This window comes from Pirellulales bacterium, assembly GCA_033762255.1.
In the GTDB taxonomy this organism is placed as follows: domain Bacteria; phylum Planctomycetota; class Planctomycetia; order Pirellulales; family JALHPA01; genus JANRLT01.
In genome coordinates this window covers 101,257-123,376 of sequence record JANRLT010000008.1, presented here as the reverse complement: position 1 = coordinate 123,376, position 22,120 = coordinate 101,257, and the positions used below count along the sequence as shown (strand labels likewise).

Here is a 22,120-nt window from a genome sequence, read left to right as displayed (position 1 = left end):
CCGGATTACATTAATCATGTGGTAAAAGGGGACAAATTTGTACTTTGCAGACCGGAACGCGCGATGCAACAGGCCAAGCGTATCGCCTTGTTAATTGATACCGCCACCTCCTGGGGCCGGGGGATCATTCGCGGTATTCGCCAATTCAACGACACTCACGAAAATTGGAGTTTGTATCTCCAACCGTGGGGAAATTTTGACCGTTTTTGCCTTCCCCGTCCATGGCATGGGGATGGCGTCATTGCCCGTGTGAGCAGTGCGCAAATCGCCGAAGAGCTGTTAGAGTTTGGCGGTCCGGTGGTGAATGTGTCGTGGACAAATTTTGGCGCTGGCCAGTTTGCCCGCTGCATTCCCAATCCCCGAACTGTCGCCCGCCTGGCGATCGAGCATTTTCGCGAATTGGGACTGGCCAACTTTGCCTATGCAGGCTGCACGGTTTTTCGCCCCGGCCAAGCCGACGACCTGGGCCAGTGCTACGCCCATGAATTACTAAAGCTGGGTTACGATTGCAGCAGCCATCAGTCCAAGCAGCGGTATAAAACGCGGCAAGCGTGGGAAGAGCAGTTGGAGCATCTGGTGCAGTGGCTCAAAAGCCTGCCGAAACCCGCGGGGGTGTTATGCTGGGACGCGATTTGCGCGCATCAAGTGACCGAGGCCTGCCACATCGCCGGTTTAGCCTTGCCGGAAGAGTTGGCGATCTTGGCGGGGGATTATGATGAAGTGATGTGCGGCACGGCCAAGCCGCCCCTGTCCTCCGTGGACTTACCGGGGGAACAAGTGGGTTATCAAGCGGCAAACCTCTTAAAGGAATTAATCGAGGGTGCTGCCGTTCCTCCCGAACCCCTCTTGGTTGATCCCATTAGCGTGACGGTGCGGCATTCGACGGATTCCGTGGCTATCGACGATCCCCTGTTATCGCAGGCGATCCGTTTCATTCGCGAGCATGCGATCAAGGGGATCACCGTCAAGGATATTTTGCGTCATGTGCCGCTGTGCCGCCGCGCCCTGGAACAGGGACTTATGAAGTATCTGCGACGCTCTCCCGCCGAAGAAATCCGCCGCATCCGCCTGCAACACGCCCAAAACCTGCTCTTGTATTCCCGCTTATCAATGCCCGAGGTCGCCAAGGCTTGCGGCTTTGCAAATTCCGACCATTTGCTTCGCAACTTTCGCCGGGCGCTGGGCATCTCTCCCACGCTGTACCGCCGCAAGCATCTCAAAAGCATAAAAAAGTAACACGATCGGCCGCTTGACCCATGGGCCAAAAGCTCCCTGGCTTGGCCCAGTTAATAAGCCCACCTTTATTCGTAGCGGGAATCTTTGGTAGATTGCTACTTGACTGGCACCGTGACATCAAAAACTTTCCCCTCGGGGGGAAGATCCAGCACTAAATCGCTGGTTTGATAATTGCGATATTTAGGCGGGATGAGATCGATTGGGTTATCAGAACGTATTTGGCCATCCGGGCCGGGATTAGGCGGGATATGCGAATAATGGGGGTGAACCGCCACCAGGTATTTGCCGGGGGGGAGGCCTTTTCCCTCCAAAATTTTGACCTCATAAGTGCCATCAGGTTTTATTTTAAATTCACGGGACATCCCGGTGTCGGGATTATTAAAGGAGATCATGGCTCCTGCCAGCGGTTTACCCTGCAGAGTGACAGTACCTGTTACCACGGCCAGATTATTTCCGCAGCCACAAAGGCAGGAGATAATCAAAAAGCAGATCCCCCAACTAATCGAGCGGCAGTAAAATTCGGCGATTGTTAAGCGAGTATCTGGCACGCGCTAGGCTCCGCTAAAAAAGCTAAATATTATACCAGTGAAAACCAAACGCAGCGGCCGCAACGACTGCTGGTGCCCACCGTCGTTGCGGCTACGGCTGCCCTGCTTGCCAGCCACAAATTATTTGCCTGCTCCATAGTCACCCACGCTAAAGCCGTCATTGCGATCGGCCAGGTGATAGAGGACTTTGATGTTTGTCTGGTCATTTAAAAAATGCGTGGAGCCGTCGCACAGGACCACGCAGCCGCCGATGGGATGCATGGAGTTAATCGGTTGGTGGGGAGCACCAACATTGCCCGTGCCGACCGCGCTGGCGTCAAACGTGCCGATGGGGTGCCGCACGGTCATGAGTCCGCGATGGCAAGTGGGCTGCCAATCGGCGCAGCAACAACCTTGCAAGAAATAATCCGATGTTCGCCCAGTTTTGGGGGCGGGATCATCCGGGTGCAGCATTTCCCCGGAGGCTTCCGCCACCATCAGCGTCCGGGAGAGGCCGTCGGTGATTTCCCGCGGCTTGATGCCGGGTTGGCGGCCGCGCCAACCATTCTTTAGTTCATTATGCTGGTATGTTCCGTCCTCGACATAGGTGTGCAGCACACCTGAACTGGCCCGGACCGTGCCACCAAAGACCACCGATTGCTTCCCTTCGACCGATCCCGATACGCCCGCATAGTCGGAGGCCTGCAATTCCACATCGGTGTAAACGCCATAATCGGGCGCCCGGGGGTAATAAATCATCTTGGGCCAGGGGGAAGAGGGGCAACTCAACCAATTAACGCCTACGCCGTTAAGTTTGAGTCGAATCGAGGGATTGAGGGGCGCGCCCCGTTCCTCGTGCCCTTCATATTTTTTAATAATTTTAAAGACTTCGTTTTGTTCCATGAATGGCAAAATATCCCGCCAAAATAGATAGCCATGATAGCGATAATAGGGCTGAATGGTACCCGTGGGGAGCGCCTTGTGGGTGTTGATGTGGACGTTCATTCCCACGCCGATTTGCTTGAGGTTATTGAGACACTGAACGCGGCGGCCAGCCTCGCGCGCTTTGCTGACCGCGGGGAGCAAGAGCGCCACCAATAGCCCGATGATAAAAATCACGACCAGCAGTTCAACCAGGGTAAAGCCCGCTTGCCCCGCGGGTAAATCGAATCGCGGCGCGCGGCCGCTATCAGCGGTTCTCATCGTGGATTTCATGTTCTTTTTGGACTCCATGCTAGAGACTCCTGATATCCTGGATACTAGCTGCCGATATATCCAACCTGCTTGCCCCCGGCCGCGGCCGACCACGCCCAGGCGGCCCATCCCGCCGCCAAACCCCAAGCCACATAAGCCGCTGGTTCGGGGACTGGGCTGCTTGCGCTGATCGCCCCGGCACCTCCGCCGTAATTATTTGTCGCTTCAAAGGCGTCGGCAAATCCCACCACGCCATCCCCGTCATTATCCCCGTGCGACCAACCGGCGTGCTGTCTGCCGTATTCATTAACCAGCGTGAACATATCCTCAAAATCCACATCGCCGTCGCGGTCCGCGTCTCCCCTGATGGCGGGATCCCAGCCCAGATCATCCAACACCGCGGCGTCCAGGTCGGTCAGGCGCAGCCGCTGTCCCGGGCCGATGATCGCATTCAACAGCGAATTTGCGGGCTGGCCCGCCACGGTCGACGCCGTGACTCCCGCCCAATGGTCGCCATCGGCGGCCACGGCAAGGGAGGGATTATTCGGACTGCCGACGGCGAGCGCGGCCGGTCCCGTAAAGTTGCCATTGGTAATTTGCGCGTTAAATGACTCCGCCGTGCCAAAGCCCAGCAGATGGGCCATCTCATGCGCGGCGACGGTAAACAGGTCGTAACTATCCGCCGGAATGGATTGCCCGTCGTCTCCGGCATACCAAGAAAAGTTAGGATTAAATGTGATTGTTCCCCCCCAGGGGCTAAAATCGCTGTTGGTCGCCGTTCCCGCCTGTCCCCGATAGCGCACGGTATCCACCCAAGCGGGAGTGCCAGAGGCGATACTAAACGCCCGATCCGCGGAAGCGAGAAAATTGGTCCCCAAATTGCGCGCGCCCACATACACGCGGATGACATTAGCCGGGACGGAGAGGGACTCTCCCGGCAAAAACGCGCCGATGCCGGTATCTGGCCGGACAATCACGCCGGTCCAGGTATTTCCCCCCTCTGGCACAATGGCCGTCAATTGATCAGTCCAGCGATTTACACTATCAAGAGCAACGGTCAACGCTTCACGCCGTTGGGGATCATTAAAAAAGCCAGTTGTATCGTAGGAATAGTCCACCACCAAAATCGGTCCCGCTACCGCCGCTGCGGCGCCCTGGCTCCCCAGAAGGCAAATAACAACCCAGACCCGCCAGCAAATGGCGGCTATCGACCAGGAATTACACGAAAATATTTGCCGATGAATGAACATAACGACCAGAATAGATTCACACCGCCACTGTTGCCTGCCATCCGCCCTAGCAATTCCCCAACTGGCCATGTGTGTATGCCTGTATTGTACGAAAAGCATTGGAAATACGCTTGAATCAATATCCGGCGGAAGGCGCAAATCCTCCGACTGTTTTTACCAGTTTAGCTAGAAAAGGGAGAAATTCCCCCTCTTGGGTTAATAACCTAGCAAATCCATATACAATTCAAACCTTTTCTAAATATCACTCTCAAGAAGCTACCCGTGGGATTCTCCCTCCAGCTTTGCCCCGCTTGCCCAAGTTGATGGTCATGTCAAAAAAAAATGGGCACTCGCCCTAGCGAGTGCCCAATCACAGCAGATTATTCACGCATTGCGGAGCTGTCGTTACCCACGACTAGGCCACTTGACGGCGACGGCGATAAACACCGTAAGCCATGCCGAGGGCCCCCAGGCCCGCCAGCACAATCGTGCTGGGTTCCGGGATAAAGTCCCCCGTGCGGGTCCCGACTTGGCCCTGAATGCCGTACCGGATGGTCAGGTCTTGCAGGAGGAACGACTGGGAAACTCCGGGGTTAATCAGCGTGCCGATGGCGTAACCGTCTTGGATCAAGAACGTATGCCCCAAGGCGGTGTTCGAGGCAAAACCTTGTTGATTGGGCGAGTTCTGGGTAAAACCCACACCCGTCGAGCTCAACCAACCAGCCTGGTTGATATTGAGCAGGCCCGACGCGCTTTCGATGATGAGCGACTTGTAAATTTCGCCCGGAGCTCCGTCCACGGTCAACAGACCGGTGATGGGGTTGTACACGACGGTCAAACGATTGTCGCCAAAGTCACCTTCGGTGGTGGCATAGGTGGCGCCAAAGTTGTTCGTCTGTTCAAAGGCATCCACAAAGTCAACCGCGCCATCGTTAAAGAAGTCCCCTTGCCGCCAAGTGGCTCCGCTACCCAGGCCGTAATTGTTGGTCAATTCAAAGGCGTCGGTGAAATCGACGTCATTGTCAAAGTCCAAGTCCCCTGGCAAGGCAAAGCCGACCTTAACGGTGTCCACGATCCCCACGCCGTTAGCGGCGCGGTTTTCGTACAGCAGCGAAAAGCGGCGACCGAGCGCATCCACCGGCTGGTTCAGCGTGGTGTTGAACGTGCCAGTCAAAGCCCCAAGTTCTTGCAGGGCGCTGCCGCTGCCAGCGTTGCTATCCGCCTGGGCGATCGTGTACAGCTTGGCACCGGTGGCGGGCAGGTTAGTGCCCGGATTGACCACCAGAGTAGCGCCACTTTGGATCGTCAGGTTTCCTTCGGCAATGATCTTATTGCTGGGACTGGCCATGGTGATGGCCGTCGCCGCGGAAATGGTGGTATTACGACCGCCATCCAGGGCCGACGTCTTGGAAAAGTTAAAATCCTTGGAATTGACCACGGTCGAAAAAACGCCATTGTCGCCATTCATGACCACATTGCCGTTAATTGTCATGTCTTCGGCGGAACGAATCGTGGTACCGACATCCAGAGTCAATGTCTTGCCGGCGTTCACCGTCAAGGAGTCGACATTGGACCGGAAAGAAGCTGTACCGTTGGCGCCATTGTCAAAGGTGGTGGCCAAAATGTTGTGGTCAATCACCGCCGCGTAATACGGCGAGTTATTATTACCATGTTGGAGTGGCCACTGGCCAACCGACCAATTTCCCCCCACAGCCCAGTTGCCGTCGGCGGTGGTGGTATTGACGGGAGCTCCGCTGGTTGGCTTTGTCCCTGCAATGTACAGGGCTTCGCGTTCATCGTACTGGAGGACGCGATTCCACATCGAAATTTCGTCCATTTTGTCGCTGGCCCCCTGCGTCGCCAAGGCGATCCCCAGGTTATTCAGGTCGCGATAACCCAATTTGGCCACGCCCAACTGGTTGGTGCTGCCGCCGAGTGTTGTACCACCAGTGCCCATGGCGTTGGACTTGTCGGCATAGCGTTCCCAAACCTGCAGGTTGGCGATCCGTTCGGCGGGGGTATTTCCCGATGTCGAAACCACCAGGAAATACCACTGGCCGGAGTCACCCACACCCCGATCACCACCAACGGTACCCCCGGAACCCGCAGCGGGAGTACCGGAAGGATAAAAGGCCTTGAGCGAGCGGGTATCCGCCGCGTTGGTGCTGGTGGCAATAGTCAACCCGGCTGATCCACCGCTGGTGATCTGAAAGAACTTACCATTTGCGCCGTTATTCCCGCCCGATTCAAAAATTCGGATCGTGCTGCTGGTGTTGGCACTGTCCAGGCGAATCCAACCGGCAAACGTGAATGCCCCGGTGGTAGCATCACCGTGAAAGATGTTGTTGCCGTTGACGGTGGTATTGAGCTGGATCGCTCCGCGGCCATTCCCCTCAAACGCGCGATTAAAATCGCCACCAGTGGTCGCCGCATCGGGGAAAATATCTCCCGTAGCGCCGGAAGGATCGCCAGGGAAGCCCAGATTGGGGTTAAAGCCAGGGAGTTGATTGAGATAAGCCGCTTGGCTGACGCCCGCAAAGTTTGTGCTGTTGCCAATGTTTTCAGGAGCGGTGAACTTGCTCATCACCGTGGGGCCGACGGTCGCACCCACCAAAGCCGCCTGGCCAAAACCGGTCCCCTGCGGCAAGGTGCCATCATTGAATGCCAAAGTGCTGCCGTTATTGTGCATCCGGATGTAGTTGGCTTCGTTCACCACCGGCGCGCTTGCGCCTAGGTTAGTCACCAAAGTCCCCGCTGGAGACCCGTAGGCTTCGTCCAAGGGAAAGTAATGTGCGGGGGTCAGGGCGTCCACCGCGGTGCGGTAAGCCGAGCCAACCGGTGCCGCAAACAAATTCGCGGCAGTCACCGTGCACAGGCCTAACATGCCCGTGCTGAGTAACAGTTTTCGTAAGGTGTCCCTCTTCGTCATGAGCGTATCTCCCAAAAAAAGAAAAATAGAGAACCACTGATCGTCCGGTGTAAAATACAACTGTGACAAAATTTCCGCCGGAAGAAAATCATCTTCTCCCGTGTGGCGTCAACTTTCCCACCCGCCATGCGTGCCCGGCAGTTACAATCCCGGTACGATGGCAAGCAATCAGGGCTCTTTGCTCCTCAAACAGCCCATGTTCAGAGTGACCATCCTGATTTGCAACCCTGCACACAAAGTACCGATTACGACTGTGAAGTTAGCAGAAACACGTTAAAAACTCGCGAATTGGTCACGCCATTTTGCGCAAATCACTTGTATCCCCTCAGATACTTAATTTCTAGTTATTTCCTAAGCGAACTGCATGATCTCGCTTTTTGTGTTATTTAAATTGACAAAAAGGGGATTTATCCCTTCCCGATTATTTTGCTTAAACCGCTTGAAATTCAGTATTTCTGGATGCGGGCGCGGACTCTTGACGCCGAGATAAAAACCAGGCACCAGCCCCAATTCCCAAGACCCCCGTCCCCGCAACCAAATACCCCAGCGTTAAACAATATTCCAAATGGCTGACCCGGGAAAAATACCGGTCCTTGATAATTTGCGCGCCGCTCGAACCACAGTACCCAACAAAATCCGCCACATAAATCGCGTATACCGCCGTCCCGGGATAACGCGTCCAGGCGATCAGCCGATCAAACAACATCGAACCAAACGGGACATACGCGATATAAATGCCGATTCCCGCGGTGATCATCCAGGCCAGTCCCGAGATCGCCCCCCGCTGATACAGCCAACCACTCCCCCCCACCAGGAGGGCGCTGGCCAGCATCATCCCTAACGCCGTCAACAACGCCCAACGATTATCGCGCACCAGGCATAATCCCCCCAGGCAAATAATTACCACCAGCCCCACCACGGTCTCTGTTCCGCCAAAGATCGCGGGCGTTTTGCCATAACCGAGCGCGGTAAAAATTTCGACGGCAAACACATCCCTAAAATCTCGCGTGGCGGTCAACAACACAAAAAATAACAGCAGCGGTCCTAACGCGCTAAAAAATTCCCGCAAAAATCCCCAACGGTTATCCCGATTCATTGGCTGCCGCGCCGCGCGCTGGGCGATATCCGCCGCGGTTGGTTCGGGCAACTGATCGAGCAGCCACGCACAAATGACAAACAACGGAAAAAACCACAACCCCACGACCGCGGGCATCCAAAATTCAGAAAACTCCCCTCCTGACGGACTCATGGCCACCGCCCCCGCGACCTTCACCCAGCCGCTGGACACAATATAAGAAGTACTCAGGGCCGCTAGCAATACCTCGGAATTTTGCCTGCCCTCTAGGTATAAAACCACAAGTCCCCAGATCATCCCCAGCGGGAGGCCGTTTAAAAACATCGCCAAAAACTTGTAGTCTGGGGGTAAAAGGGCAAACAGCACCAAAGCCAACTCCGCCGCGCTAATCAAGCCCGCCATGGCCGCCAAGCGCCACGGTCGGGTCAGTTCTGCGCAAAATTTCATCCCCAAAAACTTGGAACAGATATAGCCCACCAATTGGCTTTGCACAAACAGGGTTTTCCAGGTGAGATCTTGCCAACCCGGCGCTATCCCCGGAAACGTCGCCACGGTAAACGGTTTGCGATAGGCATACATGCAAAAATAGACCGCAAATCCTAATGCCATGGCATACGGGGTGAGCACCAAGGGGCCGGCTTGCGCCAACCAGCGGGTGAGAGTGCGTTTTTCCCGGGGAACTTGCGGCATCATGGCATCCTGGCAACGGGGCGTATCTGGTAAAAAAGCTGGCGGCCTGCGGCAAACGATAACCCGTCAGCGCGTCATTTGCAAATGCACCTCAACCAGACCGCACTTTGCGTATTAAATACGGAATCGATATATTTTGGCTGTTCAGCCTGACCCTCCTTTGTCAAGCTACCTCAGGAGCCGCGTGGCAGCTCCTCCACTCCGCCTCTTTGCGTATTGCCGACACACACTTACCACAAAACATCATGTTAAAAGTTCGAATTTTTATCTTGGTTGGTTGGTGCTTGACGATGCTCGGCGATTCCGTCCTTGTCGCCGCGGTTCGCCTGCCGCGGCTGTTAAGCGAGCATGCGGTATTACAACGTGACAAGCCGATCCGCATCTGGGGCTGGGCCGATCCCGGCGAAGAAGTAACGGTCTCCCTGGCGGATAAATCCGCCCGCGTTACTACAACCGCCGAGGGAACCTGGTTGCTTGAACTCCCCGCGCTTTCCGCTGGCGGGCCGCACGAACTGCGAGTCCAGGGAAAAAATCTGTTGACCGTGCCTGACATCCTGATCGGCGAGGTTTGGGTCTGCTCTGGCCAATCCAACATGGAATGGGTCGTGGTCAAAACTAAAAACGAAGCCGTGGAAAAAGCCGCGGCAAAATTTGACAAAATGCGGTTGATGACCGTTCCCAAGCTGGAAACAGCCGAACCCCAGGCTGACGCCCAGGTGGAATGGCGGGTCTGCAACCCCCAAACAGTCTCGTATTTTTCCGGTGTCGCCTACTTTTTTGGCCGGGAAATCCACCAAAAATTGGATGTTCCCGTGGGTCTGATTGTCTCCGCCGTGGGGGGAACGCGTATCGAACCTTGGACCAATCGGGAGGGTGTGGACTTGGTCCCTCAACTAACAGGCAAAGATCCGCCGCCGGACGGTCAATACTTGTACAATGGCATGATCAATCCGCTACACCCCTTGAACATCCGCGGATTTATCTGGTACCAGGGGGAAGGGAATGTCGGCGATGGCATGATCTATCGCTATCGCATGGAGGCTCTCATTCGGGGTTGGCGGAAAGCCTGGCGGGATGACGAACTGCCGTTTTACTATGTGCAGATTGCCCCGCTCAATTGGGGAGGAAAACCGGTCGATGTGCACCCCCAACTATGGGAGGCCCAAACCGCCGCCCTGGAAATTCCCCATACCGGAATGGCCGTGACCAACGATATCGCCGGGCATGTGGGAGACGCCCATCCCCGCAATAAAAAAGATGTCGGCATTCGGCTGGCACTCTGGGCCCGGACATTTACCTACGGTGAAAAGGATCTGGTGTACTCCGGCCCTTTGTATCAATCGCACGAAGTCGAAAACAACGCCATCCGCCTGAAATTTCGGCATGTCCACGGGGGCTTGACCAGTCGAGACGGAAAGCCGCTTACTTGGTTTACCATCGCCGGAGAGGATCAAAAATTTCATCCCGCGACTGCCGAAATCGACGGGGAAACAATCGTGGTCAAAAGCGACTTGGTGCCGCGCCCGGTGGCGGTCCGTTTTGGCTGGCACCAGATTGCCGAGCCGAACTTGATGAACAAAGAGGGACTTCCGGCCCCCAGCTTTCGCACCGATCGCTGGGAAAATAGCTCGGGGAAATAGCGCCGCCCGCGACGCGCGGGTTACTGGCCCGGAGAGCTGGCGTTAACCAACTCGGGGTTGGAAGAAGGTGGACGATGAATCGACTGGGATGGATCAGGATAACATTTATCTTGGGAGTGATCTAATTTTACCGGCTGATTCGTGGTATAGGAATGTCGCAAGGCCTCGATAATGTTTACATCGATGAGGCCTTCTTCCCCCGAAGGCTCGGGGTCCTGGTCATTGCGTACGGAGTCGACAAAATGTATGATCTCCGCCGCGATTTGATCACGATGCTTGAACTTGCGGGTTTTTTGCTGGCCGTTGATCACGCTTAGTTGGATATCACCTTGCCAGGTAAAGGCCGGATCCACTTTGATCAACCCCTTCGTGCCTAACACGCGATATTCCGAGGATTTGGCTTCGCCAAAACCACATAGAAATGTCGCCAGCCGATTTTGGGGAAATCGCAAAGTGGCGCAGACCGACTCCGGAACTTCCACAAACCGGGGATCGGTGCCAAAGCAGGCATACGCAAAAACTTCTTCCGGTTCCGACTGAAATAAATACCGCGCGGCATTGAGGCAATAAATGCCGATATCCTCCAGCGGACCTCCCCCCAATTCGGCATCCACGCGAATATTATCTTCTTTTACCTGCATGGTGTGGGTAGCAATAAAAAGCCGCGGTTCGCCAATTTCTCCCCCCTTGACGGCGGCAATAGCCTGTAAATTTCCTTCTTCAAAATGCAATCGGTAAGCTGTCATCAACCGCACATTAGCCTCACGGCATGCCGTAATCATCGCCCTGGCATCCGCAGTGGTATAGGCCAAGGGCTTTTCGCACAGAACATGCATGCCTTGACGGGCCGCGCGTTCGGTATATTCCCGGTGTAGCGTATTAGGCACGGCGACGTAGACCGCGTCGATATCGCCGCTTTGCAACAGGCTTTCATAAGAGTCATAAGAGACAGCCGGCACCTGGTATTTTTCGCTCAATTCCGCGGACTTTTCCGGATCACCAGTGACCAAGGCTTTGAGCTCCGCTTTTTTCTTGGTATTTGCAAAAGCGGGCAGCACCGCTGCCTGGGCAAAGTGGCCCAGCCCAACCATGGCAAAGCGCAAAGGAGCGGGGAGTGCGGATTTTTTCATGTTAGGTTCCTTATTATTAAGAACAGCAGGCTCAACGTGGCGCGGCTTTGCCATTTCAACCAAGTCACGTCATCTTACGATTGCGAATGTCGGTCTCGCGTTCCCAAATCCGATGTTGCCGACAAGCGTTAAAAAAATCCGGCACCGTTTTGGACGAAAGCTGGATCACGCCCGGATCGTCTTTGCTGTGCAGATTTGCCGCGGTAAAAAGCGGCTTGGCCGATTCCGTCCAGCCGATCACCTTTAAATGGGAAAACGCCATGCGCAGCCAATCCACCGCGGCGGGAATATCCGCTAACTCTTCCGCTCCCCCCGCGCTTGGCAAGAGAATAACCGCGTCAAACAACGCGGACGGCGCGCCCGTCAGAAAATGCTCCGCGGGATAATGTTGCTCGTCATTGCCATGAAAGCCCCCCGCCTTGGGCGCCACCAGTTCCACGGTGACTTGCTCGCGCTGGGCCTGTTGGCGAATTGCCGCCAAAATCTTGGCGTCGGACCCCTCCGTCACTAAGATTCCAATTTTTCTGCCCGCAAATGACTCCAGCGGTTTGGCATACTGGCTGAGTGCCGGAGAAGGAGGCAAGGCCCGCGGGGATACAACCGGTTGTAGATCCTCTCCTTCTCCCGACATGCCCAGCTTATCCGCCACTTGCTCATACAATTCTTGATCGATAATTTTTAAATGCCCCAGCATCTTGCGACGAATGGAAAGCACCCCGACCTTGCCCAATTCAAAGGCAAAGGCTCCGGCCACGTGGCGTTGTTCGGGTTCGGTCAGGGAATTGTAAAATAGCTTTGCCTGAGAATAGTGATCCGCAAAACTTTCCGGCCGCAGACGCGTTTTTTTGCCTTGCACGGAAAGAGGATGGGTCTGAAAACCCGCTTCCCCGGCTTCCCGTGGCCCGGTCGGATCAAGCGAGCTCGGCTCATAAGCGACGCGCCCCCGGTCCACCCGCATCCGCATATGTCCATCCCGCTGAAAGTTTTGCCAGGGACATTTGGGGGCGTTGATCGGCAATTCCTGAAAATTTGGCCCGCCTAAACGTGATAATTGCGTGTCCAAGTAGGAAAACAGCCGTCCGTGAAGCAATGGATCGTCGCTAAATTCGATCCCCGGCACGAGATTCGCCGGACAAAAAGCGACCTGTTCGGTTTCGGCAAAAAAGTTATGCGGCATTCGGTCTAGTACCATCTTGCCCAGGGGTCGCAAGGGCACGATTTCCTCGGGGATAATTTTCGTCGCGTCTAAAATGTCAAAATCCAACTGTGCGGCCTGCTTTTCGTCGAGGGCCTGCACGGAAAGTTCGTATTCAGGGAAATCGCCATTTTGAATCGCGTTCCATAAATCTCGCCGATGATAATCCGGATCCGCGCCCGAGATCACCATCGCTTCTTCCCAAATCAGAGAAACCGTCCCCAACTTTGGCCGCCAATGAAATTTCACCAAATGCGATTCTCCCTGGGCATTGATCAGGCGAAACGTATTTACCCCAAAACCCTGGATCATCCGGAACGAGCGGGGTATCGCGCGATCCGACATGAGCCAGACCAGCATGTGCATCGATTCCGGCATCAAGGTCACAAAATCCCAAAAAGTGTCGTGGGCGGATTGGGCTTGGGGAAACGCGCGATCGGGCTCTGGTTTTACGGCATGCACCAAATCGGGAAATTTCAGGGCGTCTTGAATAAAGAACACGGGAATGTTATTGGCGACCAGGTCGTAATTTCCCTCACTGGTATAAAATTTGACAGCGAATCCCCGCACGTCGCGAGCGGTATCAAACGAACCTTTGCTGCCGACAACGGTGGAAAACCGGCAAAAGACCGGTGTTTTTGCCGTTGCATCATTCAAAAAGTGGGCGCGCGTTAGTTCTTCATTTCCGGGGTAGGCTTGAAAGTAACCATGCGCTCCATAACCCCGCGCATGCACTACGCGTTCGGGAATGCGCTCATGGTCAAAATGGGTGATTTTCTCCCGGAAATGAAAATCTTCTAATAAGGTCGGTCCCCGTTCACCCGCTTTTAATGAATTTTGGTCATCACCCACGGGCAATCCGTGGTTGGTTGTCAGCCAACCTGCCTGCGTCGCTGCCACTTGGTGCAATTCACCCCCGCGGCCTTGTTTATGAATCGGGGGGGCTGGGTTTTGCGGTGTTTCCATAGGTGTGACGGCAATAATCGTGAAAAAACTACTGGAGTATGCCAAACAACAACATTTGGATATTTATTTGCGTGCAACCCATATGCCAAATAATTATGCCAACTTTTGCCACTTGGCGTCTTTGAAGCGCGCATCCGGGCATGGACTTTGCCTGCGGAAATAACGTGGCCTTTTCTTATGTTTACTTATTAAGAGCGGTATTATCATGAAAGCCCTATGTTGGCACGGCACAGGAGACGTCAGAGTGGATACAGTCCCTGATCCTACAATTGAACATCCACGGGACGCCATCATCAAAATTACCGCCTCCGGCATCTGCGGTTCCGATTTACATTTGTTGAATGGATTTATGCCCACGATGAAGTCGGGGGATATCTTGGGCCACGAACCGATGGGGGAGGTGGTCGCCGTGGGGGCGGAGATCAAAAATTTGCGCATCGGAGATCGGGTGGTGGTACCCTTTACCATTTCTTGCGGGGATTGTTATTTTTGCAAGAAACAGCTTTATTCGCTGTGCGACACGTCCAATCCCAACGCGGAAATGGCACGTCAGGTGATGGGACATTCACCCGCTGGTTTGCTGGGATATTCCCACATGTTAGGGGGATTTGCGGGGGGGCAGGCCGAGTATTTACGCGTTCCCTACGCTGATATCGGTCCTCTCAAAATTGAATCCAACTTGACCGATGAGCAAGTCTTGTTCTTATCCGATATCTTTCCCACTGGTTATATGGCGGCGGAAAATTGCGATATTGAACCAGGCGATACCGTGGCGGTCTGGGGTTGTGGCCCCGTCGCCCAATTTGCCATCCAAAGCGCATGGATGTTTGGCGCCGAGAGAGTCATCGCCATTGACCAGGTGCCGGAACGTTTAGCCCTGGCTCGATCGCATGGCAAAGCGGAAACAATCGATTTCTCGCAAAGCAATGTCTACGAAACCCTGCAGGAATTAACAAATGGCCGCGGTCCCGATCGCTGCATAGACGCGGTGGGTTGCGAAGCCCATAGCGCCGGCAGCTTTGATGGCATCCTGGACACCGTGAAATCCGCGGTTTACTTAACCACGGACCGGGCCCACGTACTACGGGACGCGATTCGTAGTTGCCGCAAAGGAGGGACCATTTCGGTGCCGGGGGCATACGTCGGGCAACCGGATAATTTTCCCATGGGACCCTTTATGAATAAAGGGCTAACAATGAAAGCGGGTCAAACCCATATGCAAAAATATATGAGGCCCCTGCTGGATAAAATCGAATCCGGTGAAATTGATCCCTCTTTTGTGATTACCCATCGTGTGGATTTGGAAGACGCTCCTGCGGCGTATAAACTCTTTCGAGATAAACAGGAAGGCTGCATCAAAGTGGTTATCAAACCTTGATTGCGGTTGGCCCTTTTATGATAGTGAATGCAAGCTTCGAGTGCTCTGCTAACGATTCGTTTACGAATGAGCCAGAGGACCGCAGCTTACGGTTAGAGTGACATAAACCGTAGGCGAGCGACCAGCGGCTGATATGCTTCACTCGAATCTTTAAATTTAAGACAACACGTGAGGTAGAGCTTGTGCTTTTTTATGCTACCCCAAAAAATCGCAGGAAAGACAAGCTCTCTTAACTCCTGACACCGTTCCGCTTTGGAGTTAAGTTCATCCCAGGAAACGGTAAAAACAGGCCTTAGGCTTGTCTTTCCTGCAGTTAATTTAGATTGTTTCCCAGCCGCCGTTGTACTTCAAAGTTTCCCTTGGCATCCTGAGGTATCCCTGGGTTTATTTTGCCGGGAATGCCAAGGCCCCTTTATATGGCTTCTTTGCCTGGTGCGGGCTCATCTCAGGGCCAATAACGATATTTTTCGCAGACGATTCTCCCTTTTATCTATCTGGACTACTTTTGATTGTGCCGCAGTGTAATTCACCATGGAATATTTCATGACCGGGGAAGGAGTATTGATACCGCTTGAGTGAAGTCGCTTTACGGTTAAATGCCATTTAAGCGGAAACTTCCACTTTCTCATTCTCCCCGGGCTGATAGGCTTCTCCCGTGGTCCAGGCTTTCACAAATCCCATTAAACTCACCACCGGTCCGGGGGCGGTTTCCCAATATTCAGCCTGATTAACCGCGACCTTGATAAGCGCGATTTGGGGATCGCTTTTGCCTTGCGGAAACCACGCTTGAAAAAAAGGATCCCATAACTGATCTATCTTGGCCCGGTCAAGAACTATGCCAGCTTCGCCCGACACCGACACGTAGCTCTGTTGTTTTGGATCGGCATAGCTCAAATTCACCAGCGGATGCCGTAAAATTTCTTGGACCTTGGGCTCATCTTTATCCGTAAAAAACCAAAGGTCACCATCAAAATCCGTCTCGATTGTGGCCATCGGCCTCCCGCGCAGCGACCCATCCGCGCAGGTGGTAATCAACATCGCCATGCGAGTCGCCTTGATCAATTCAACCATTTTGGCAATATGCCGCGGATCTGTGGACATCGTTCAATTCCATGCTGAAAATGTGAAATTCGTATATTCATTGAAACATAAGAGGTTTTAGCGGTTTTTCGGCGGGACCCGCCAAGACCATTCCTTCCGTGTTGAACCGCGACCCATGACAGGGGCAATCCCACGTAGTGTCTTCATGATTCCAACGCACCACACAGCCCATGTGGGGGCAAACCGCCGAACAAGCGGCGACCCCGCCGTCCGCTTGGCGATAAACGGCCGCCCTCTCTCCATTCAAGATTAAAATCTTTCCCTCTCCCACCAGGATTTCCTGAATGGACTGCGCGGCGGGTGTGCTCATGAATCCTTTGATGAGATACCAAGGATAGTCCTTGTTTTCCACCAGATAATTCCACGCCGTGGATACATTTATCCGTTCCGCCTGAAAGAGTTGTTCCCAGGGATTATTCTTTCCCAGGAACCAATCGGCCGCCATCATGCCTGATAATGTGCCAAAGGTCATGCCGTTTCCCGCATAACCCGTGGCCACAAATTGTTCCGCGTTCACGGGACCTATATACGGAAGCCCATCGAGGGGCTCCAAGACCTGGCCTGTCCAATGATGATCGATAGCCACCTCGGGGAGTAATTGAGTCAATAATTCCTCTAACCGGGCATGATAGTCGACTTCCTCGTCATTTTGGCCCGTTTTATGGTCCATGCCCCCCAGAATGGCGTAACTGTCGGTTCCATCGTTTTCCACGCGCAAGTAATTGTACGGTTCGCTGGTATCATAAAAACTAGCGGCGTCTAGGGTTTGATGAGAAATCTTCCCCCCCACGGCATAGGTGTTATAGGCCGCCACTTTTGTTTGCAAGATCAGCGCGCTGAGCAGGTTTTCCACCCCTTGCATTGGTGAATGGGTGGCCACAATCATCTTTTGACAGCGAATTTCCAGGCCATTGGCGATTAAAATTAAGGGGTCGTCATGGACCTGGGTGACTTCGCTGTGTTCATAAATGGAGCCTCCTTGGCGCGTGATGGCTCCAGCTACTCCATCCAAGTATTTGATAGGGTGAAACAACCCTTGATCGGCAAAACGGACTCCCGGTTGATGGACCAGCGGCACATCTTCCATAAATTCCCCGTTAAAGCCCAATTCATTGGCCAGCTCCGCGAATTTCCGCAATTCACCCCGTTCATCCTGATTATCCACCAGCGACGCATGCACATAGTTAGGGACTCGTTTAAAATCGCACGCCAACCGCTCTTGGGCCACGACGGCCTCAATCACGTCAATCGCGATTTTTCCCCCCTGCCAGGCAAGTTGCGCACCCCGTTTGCCAAAATTTGACACTAAATTGGCCAGCGGCTCGTCGGTGATAAGAGTCAAATGGGCCGTGGTATGGCCCGTCTCCGCGCCCCCGATTTGTCCTTTTTCCAGGATGGCCACTTTTTTACCGGCTTGGGTTAACAAATAACCCGCCGTCAACCCCGTGATGCCCCCGCCAATAATGGCCACATCCACGTTTATCGGCGCATTCAATTGCGGGAAGGACTGGCGATTGAAATTTAGCCAGACTGAATTCTGTTGTATCACCGCAGATGACATAAAGCCTTCCTTTGTATCCGTAAGCATCGAGGAACACCTTGCTTGCCCAGCGTGCAGCTTATATGCCAATCCTGCTTTCAAAATTTTCCGTTCCTGGCATGTGATGTGCAATGCCGTTACAAATTCTCCTACAATCGAGTAAGACATGCCCCAGCCACCCCCCGTGCAATTTACCCATACCGTGCTTCAGTGCGTGGAAATATACGTTCCCAAGAAACTACAACATCTCTCCGACCTGTATCGTTTTTTAGAAAATAAACTCTCGCGGCAAAATGCCGAGGAGGGGGAAGCCGCCTCCCCGGAAACAGCGGAATTGGATGGATTTTCGCTCTACGAAGTTGACGGCGCGTTTCGGGGCGAGCACGCTTATCAAGAGCGGACGCTGGTTGTCCGAATATTTTTCCCCGGCCACAAAGAAGACTCCGCTGAGTTTTTGCAAAACACAATTCAACAATTAGGCCGCGAAATTGCCCAAACCGTGGCCCTGCAAGAAGAAGAATTATGGATCTGCCATTATCCCCAAGGAGTTACCATTTTTCGCCCCTAAGCGGAGCTATATTGCTCTGATGGGGCAGGCAGTACTGCCGCGACGCTGCGCCCTACCATTCCACGATTGTTCTAGCATCCTGCATAACCATACGAGGCGAGATTCTGGACGATTGCCTAAGACATTAAAAAGTTTCGTGAATAATAGACGCAAACCAATGAGCGGAATGCCGGGGGAGATAACACAATAGAATGTCCAACGTGCGCAGCTAGGAGTTGTCGCTTAATTAACTTGGGGTACTAGGATTCGAACCTAGACTAACTGGTTCAGAGCCAGTCGTGCTGCCGTTACACCATACCCCAATCTCGCCGGCTTTAGCGTGGCAATCGCCCCCTTAGTAACTCTTTTGCCACAACCTGTTATTATCGTCAGCCTATCATCAAAGACAAGGCCCAATCCTCCCGCCGTATTGCCGTGATAGGGGATCCCCCGTGGATCTCAATTCGGCCCTTGGATCATATCTTGGCTACCAATGAGCGGCTATTTTATGCGATGTCGCCGCGGGGGAACGGGTTCGCCCCGGACTTTTGACCTTGTCCGACATTTAGCCAGGATTTGCTAAAGGCGGGCGGCTGCGAGAATAACGGTTTTTTAACTTTTATTGGCTGCTGGTTCGGCGGACATTGGTGGTGAAATCCAGATTGCCATTCCCCGCCCTTTGGCCCATACTAATACGATATGGGGATATTCCCTAGCACACCCGGGAGTTCGCGGATTTGCCATCCTGTCGGCATTAGCCAACAAACCCACCTGACACGTGTGCCCGTTAGCGGCAGTTGTGCCCATTAACGGCACGGGGGGCCTCGACCCCGCACCCCCCAAATTTTGTATCGCTGACCATCAATTATGACCGAACGCGCCCTCTCTCCCCCCCATGCAGCCACGCCCGAGCCGGATCTCTCCGGCCGCCGCCTGGGCGATTATCACATCTTGCGTCGCCTGGGCAGGGGAGCCATGGCCGAAGTTTATCTGGCGGAGCAATCTTCCCTGGGTCGGCAGATCGCCCTGAAAATTCTCAAACGGGATCTCGCGGCGGATCAAAGTTATGTCAAACGCTTTCAAAACGAAGCCCGCGCCGCCGCCGCCCTGGTCCATGCCAATATCGTCCAAATCTACGAAGTCGGCTGCCAAGAGGGCTTGCATTATATCGCCCAGGAGTATGTGCCGGGGCTGAACCTGCGCGAATATTTGTTGCGGCGGGGAGTTCCCGAATTACCCGTGGCCCTGGCGATTTTTCGCCAGACCTGCGCCTCCCTTACCAAAGCCGCCGACCAGGGAATCGTCCATCGCGACATCAAGCCCGAAAATATCTTGCTATCTCCCCAGGGAGACGTCAAAGTCGCCGACTTTGGACTGGCGCGCATTGTGACCGGCGATCAGGCCGCCGCGCTCAATTTGACCCAGATCGGCGTTACCATGGGCACCCCCTTGTACATGAGCCCCGAACAGGTAGAGGGCCGCGCGCTCGACCCTCGCAGCGATATCTATTCGCTGGGCGTGACCATGTTTCATTTACTGACGGGCAACCCCCCGTTTCGCGGCGAAAACGCCCTAAGTGTCGCCGTTCAACACCTCAAGACCCCCCCCGAACGCCTGGAAACCATCCGCCCCGACCTGCCCGTCGGGTTGTGCCGCATCATTCACAAAATGCTGGCCAAAAACCCCGACGAACGCTACCAATCGCCGCGGGGGGTGCTGCTGGATTTGCGCGCGCTGTACCGCGAGTTGGACACGACCTCCTGGTCGGAGGATTGGAATGAATGGAATAGCACGGAATTAACCGCGATCTCCGACGCCCGCCTGGCCGCCACCCAGCAGTTGGCCGAAGTCATGCAAACCCAGGCAATGTTATTAAAGCGGGAAAATCCCCGCCGCTGGATCGTCTGGGTGAGCGGGATTGCGCTTTTAGCGGGCATGTTGGGAGCATATTTAACGCGCGAGCGGAACCTGCTGGACACGCCGGGCCGCGCCGAACGGACAGTAAAACTGGCGAGCGCGCAGGAACAGTTGGAATACGCCCGCATGTACGAAAGTGGCGCCAACCCCCAGGCGTGGCGGGATGTCATCAAGTATTTTCCCGAAGATAAAACCGCGGTTAATAACGCCAAGCGGCAGTTGGCCTACCTGCACCTGCAGGCCAACGAATGGGTCCTTGCCCAGGGCTATTTTCACGATCTGGCCGCCGAGCCCAATGATTACGATCACTACTACGGATTAGCGGGGGAGGCGATCATCGCCTTTAACCAAAACCAGCAGCAACCTTTCACCGCCGCTTGGGTGCAGCTAGAGACGTTTCGCAAACAACTCGAGGAAAAAAACAAAGAGCCCCTTTCAAAATACATTAGCGGCGGTCTGGACCGGATGCTTAACGAAATTCGCGCTAAATTGCCAAATGCGAACGAATAAATCGGCGTTTGGCGTCGGGCCCGCGGCTCGGCTTCTCGTTCAGTGGGGACGCGTCGTGGCAAATAATTTTTCATCTTTGCGGTCCCTATCCACCAATTGACAAACCCGTCAAAAATGAGAAAATGATGGATTACACTGGCCAAGACGCCCCTATCGTCTAGAGGCCCAGGACGTCGGGTTCTCAGCCCGAAAACCGGGGTTCGAATCCCCGTAGGGGTACCTGCACGTTTGTATAATATCCAATAGAGTCCAATACCCCGCAAAACGCGGGGTTTTCTTTTTGGTACTCGCTTGGTCGGATACCATGCGAGTCTATAAGTTCGTCAGAAAATGCACAGACATTTGCTGCTTCTAAAAAATCGGAATCGTGTAAAGTAAGATAGAATTCCTCCGACACTTCCCCTGAGTGCCCGCACCATTTATCAACTTTCCAGGCGGGGGTGGTTTCTTTGAGTTCCCGGATTCTGCTCGCTCGCAAGTTCACGAATGGCTTGGGCCAGGGAATCAATCCTGCCCGCGAAATAATGCGGGTAAATTGCGTTCGTAAATTCTTGCAATCCTCGGGGGATGAACCGAATACGCTCTGCGTGGGGCGTTTAGCGGGCTTGCCGTGTTCCTCAAATAGAAGTTCTAGCTCGGCACGCAATTCAGGAAATAAAGGTACCCAGCGTTTATCTTGCCCTTCGTGATGTTCAGTTTTGGGGGAATAGATTAACACTTTCCCTGATTGCCAGTGAATGTCACCCCAGGTCATGCGCTTAATTTCACTATCAATCCGGCAACCAGCTATGCGGGCAAATGCTAAAATTGCCCGCCACCTTTGATTCGGACAATTGGCTAACAGTTTTTCGTATGTGGGGCGGTCTATAAAATAGGCGCGTTCTGGGTTCGAGCGCACCTTGAGCTTCTTAAATTGTGTGAATGGATTCTCGGATAGCAATTTATCTTTCACCGCATGAATGAAAAACTGCTTGGCTCGGGCTGTATGACGGTTCGCGGTCGCCTTCGAAAGTCCACGTTTTCCCCTCAACCAAATGGAGTATTCCACGGCTTTTGCATCGGTAATTTCAGAGAGCAAGCATTGCTCCCCAAAAAATTGAATCAAGCAACCTGCCGCCTGTTCCAAGTTATTTCGGCTTCGCCATTTAAGGTCTGTTCGCTTCTCGATATATTGTCTGACAAACGGTCCCAGATGTATGTCGGAAGTCTTTTCGAGCAACCCCACGGCTGAGAGCTTTTCCCTTATTTCAGGAGTTAATTCCCTGATCCAGGCGATTGTGTCGCGGGCTAAGGGGTATCCCTTTTTACGACTGTGT

15 protein-coding genes and 2 tRNA genes are annotated in these 22,120 nt (G+C 53.9%); 7 read left to right on the top strand and 10 right to left on the bottom strand.

From position 1 onward, the window contains the following. Positions 1–63: 63 nt before the first annotated feature. A complete protein-coding gene (locus SFX18_02795; GenBank protein MDX1962051.1) occupies positions 64–1,236 on the top strand; it encodes a substrate-binding domain-containing protein in 1,173 nt (390 codons plus the stop codon). A gap of 95 nt (positions 1,237–1,331) precedes the next feature. On the opposite strand, the gene SFX18_02790 is transcribed toward SFX18_02795, so the two are convergent. The 5 genes from SFX18_02790 to SFX18_02770 all read right to left on the bottom strand — a co-directional run bounded on the left by SFX18_02790 (position 1,332) and on the right by SFX18_02770 (position 8,880). Continuing rightward, positions 1,332–1,784, bottom strand: a complete 453-nt coding sequence (locus SFX18_02790; protein ID MDX1962050.1) for a carboxypeptidase-like regulatory domain-containing protein — start codon at positions 1,782–1,784, stop codon at positions 1,332–1,334. A 120-nt stretch (positions 1,785–1,904) separates the two neighbouring features. Continuing rightward, complete coding sequence (locus SFX18_02785) at positions 1,905–2,996, bottom strand: DUF1559 domain-containing protein (protein MDX1962049.1); 1,092 nt, start codon at positions 2,994–2,996, stop codon at positions 1,905–1,907. Between the two features lie 26 nt (positions 2,997–3,022). Then, positions 3,023–4,276: a hypothetical protein gene (locus SFX18_02780; GenBank protein MDX1962048.1), complete on the bottom strand. Its 1,254-nt coding sequence runs from the start codon at positions 4,274–4,276 to the stop codon at positions 3,023–3,025. A 325-nt stretch (positions 4,277–4,601) separates the two neighbouring features. Then, the gene (locus SFX18_02775; GenBank protein MDX1962047.1) at positions 4,602–7,115 is read right to left on the bottom strand and encodes a PEP-CTERM sorting domain-containing protein; all 2,514 of its coding nucleotides are present in this window, start codon (positions 7,113–7,115) and stop codon (positions 4,602–4,604) included. A gap of 430 nt (positions 7,116–7,545) precedes the next feature. Further along, positions 7,546–8,880 (bottom strand): DUF5690 family protein, encoded by a 1,335-nt coding sequence (locus SFX18_02770; protein MDX1962046.1) that lies wholly within the window; start codon positions 8,878–8,880, stop codon positions 7,546–7,548. A 245-nt stretch (positions 8,881–9,125) separates the two neighbouring features. On the opposite strand from SFX18_02770, the gene SFX18_02765 reads away from it, so the two are divergent. Further along, positions 9,126–10,520 (top strand): sialate O-acetylesterase, encoded by a 1,395-nt coding sequence (locus tag SFX18_02765; protein MDX1962045.1) that lies wholly within the window; start codon positions 9,126–9,128, stop codon positions 10,518–10,520. Positions 10,521–10,540: 20 nt separating this feature from the next. Here SFX18_02765 and SFX18_02760 read toward each other — a convergent pair whose 3' ends face one another. Next, entirely contained in the window at positions 10,541–11,650 is a 1,110-nt protein-coding gene (locus tag SFX18_02760) for a Gfo/Idh/MocA family oxidoreductase (GenBank protein ID MDX1962044.1), read from the bottom strand. A 64-nt stretch (positions 11,651–11,714) separates the two neighbouring features. Then, positions 11,715–13,811 carry a catalase gene (locus tag SFX18_02755; GenBank protein ID MDX1962043.1) on the bottom strand — a complete coding sequence of 699 codons (2,097 nt, stop codon included), beginning with the start codon at positions 13,809–13,811 and terminating at the stop codon, positions 11,715–11,717. A 205-nt stretch (positions 13,812–14,016) separates the two neighbouring features. Here SFX18_02755 and SFX18_02750 point away from each other — a divergent pair, with 205 nt between their 5' ends. Further along, positions 14,017–15,189 carry a zinc-dependent alcohol dehydrogenase gene (locus SFX18_02750; protein ID MDX1962042.1) on the top strand — a complete coding sequence of 391 codons (1,173 nt, stop codon included), beginning with the start codon at positions 14,017–14,019 and terminating at the stop codon, positions 15,187–15,189. Between the two features lie 603 nt (positions 15,190–15,792). Here SFX18_02750 and SFX18_02745 read toward each other — a convergent pair. Together SFX18_02745 and SFX18_02740 are read right to left on the bottom strand one after the other, a co-directional pair. After that, positions 15,793–16,290: a pyridoxamine 5'-phosphate oxidase family protein gene (locus SFX18_02745; protein ID MDX1962041.1), complete on the bottom strand. Its 498-nt coding sequence runs from the start codon at positions 16,288–16,290 to the stop codon at positions 15,793–15,795. A 37-nt stretch (positions 16,291–16,327) separates the two neighbouring features. Then, a complete protein-coding gene (locus SFX18_02740) occupies positions 16,328–17,851 on the bottom strand; it encodes an FAD-dependent oxidoreductase (GenBank protein ID MDX1962040.1) in 1,524 nt (507 codons plus the stop codon). A 145-nt stretch (positions 17,852–17,996) separates the two neighbouring features. On the opposite strand from SFX18_02740, the gene SFX18_02735 reads away from it, so the two are divergent. Next, positions 17,997–18,398: a hypothetical protein gene (locus SFX18_02735; GenBank protein MDX1962039.1), complete on the top strand. Its 402-nt coding sequence runs from the start codon at positions 17,997–17,999 to the stop codon at positions 18,396–18,398. 231 nt (positions 18,399–18,629) lie between these two features. Here SFX18_02735 and SFX18_02730 read toward each other — a convergent pair. Beyond that, positions 18,630–18,700, bottom strand: a tRNA-Gln gene (locus SFX18_02730). A 544-nt stretch (positions 18,701–19,244) separates the two neighbouring features. Here SFX18_02730 and SFX18_02725 point away from each other — a divergent pair. From SFX18_02725 to SFX18_02715, 3 genes are all read left to right on the top strand, one after another. Beyond that, entirely contained in the window at positions 19,245–20,804 is a 1,560-nt protein-coding gene (locus tag SFX18_02725) for a protein kinase (protein MDX1962038.1), read from the top strand. Positions 20,805–20,950: 146 nt separating this feature from the next. Then, positions 20,951–21,023 (top strand) — tRNA-Glu (locus SFX18_02720). 736 nt (positions 21,024–21,759) lie between these two features. After that, on the top strand, positions 21,760–22,035 hold the full coding sequence (locus tag SFX18_02715) for a hypothetical protein (protein ID MDX1962037.1): 276 nt from the start codon (positions 21,760–21,762) through the stop codon (positions 22,033–22,035). Positions 22,036–22,120 lie beyond the last annotated feature (85 nt).

Excerpts from the sequence above, each read along its gene's own strand:
- SFX18_02750 (MDX1962042.1), top strand. The coding sequence starts at position 14,017 with ATGAAAGCCCTATGTTGGCACGGCACAGGAGACGTCAGAGTGGATACA.
- SFX18_02765 (MDX1962045.1), top strand. The coding sequence starts at position 9,126 with ATGTTAAAAGTTCGAATTTTTATCTTGGTTGGTTGGTGCTTGACGATG.
- SFX18_02755 (MDX1962043.1), bottom strand. The coding sequence starts at position 13,811 with ATGGAAACACCGCAAAACCCAGCCCCCCCGATTCATAAACAAGGCCGC.
- SFX18_02760 (MDX1962044.1), bottom strand. The coding sequence starts at position 11,650 with ATGAAAAAATCCGCACTCCCCGCTCCTTTGCGCTTTGCCATGGTTGGG.
- SFX18_02795 (MDX1962051.1), top strand. The coding sequence starts at position 64 with ATGCAACAGGCCAAGCGTATCGCCTTGTTAATTGATACCGCCACCTCC.
- SFX18_02715 (MDX1962037.1), top strand. The coding sequence starts at position 21,760 with ATGAATGAAAAACTGCTTGGCTCGGGCTGTATGACGGTTCGCGGTCGC.
- SFX18_02770 (MDX1962046.1), bottom strand. The coding sequence starts at position 8,880 with ATGCCGCAAGTTCCCCGGGAAAAACGCACTCTCACCCGCTGGTTGGCG.
- SFX18_02735 (MDX1962039.1), top strand. The coding sequence starts at position 17,997 with ATGCCCCAGCCACCCCCCGTGCAATTTACCCATACCGTGCTTCAGTGC.
- SFX18_02775 (MDX1962047.1), bottom strand. The coding sequence starts at position 7,115 with ATGACGAAGAGGGACACCTTACGAAAACTGTTACTCAGCACGGGCATG.
- SFX18_02740 (MDX1962040.1), bottom strand. The coding sequence starts at position 17,851 with ATGTCATCTGCGGTGATACAACAGAATTCAGTCTGGCTAAATTTCAAT.
- SFX18_02745 (MDX1962041.1), bottom strand. The coding sequence starts at position 16,290 with ATGTCCACAGATCCGCGGCATATTGCCAAAATGGTTGAATTGATCAAG.
- SFX18_02780 (MDX1962048.1), bottom strand. The coding sequence starts at position 4,276 with ATGGCCAGTTGGGGAATTGCTAGGGCGGATGGCAGGCAACAGTGGCGG.
- SFX18_02785 (MDX1962049.1), bottom strand. The coding sequence starts at position 2,996 with ATGGAGTCCAAAAAGAACATGAAATCCACGATGAGAACCGCTGATAGC.
- SFX18_02725 (MDX1962038.1), top strand. The coding sequence starts at position 19,245 with ATGACCGAACGCGCCCTCTCTCCCCCCCATGCAGCCACGCCCGAGCCG.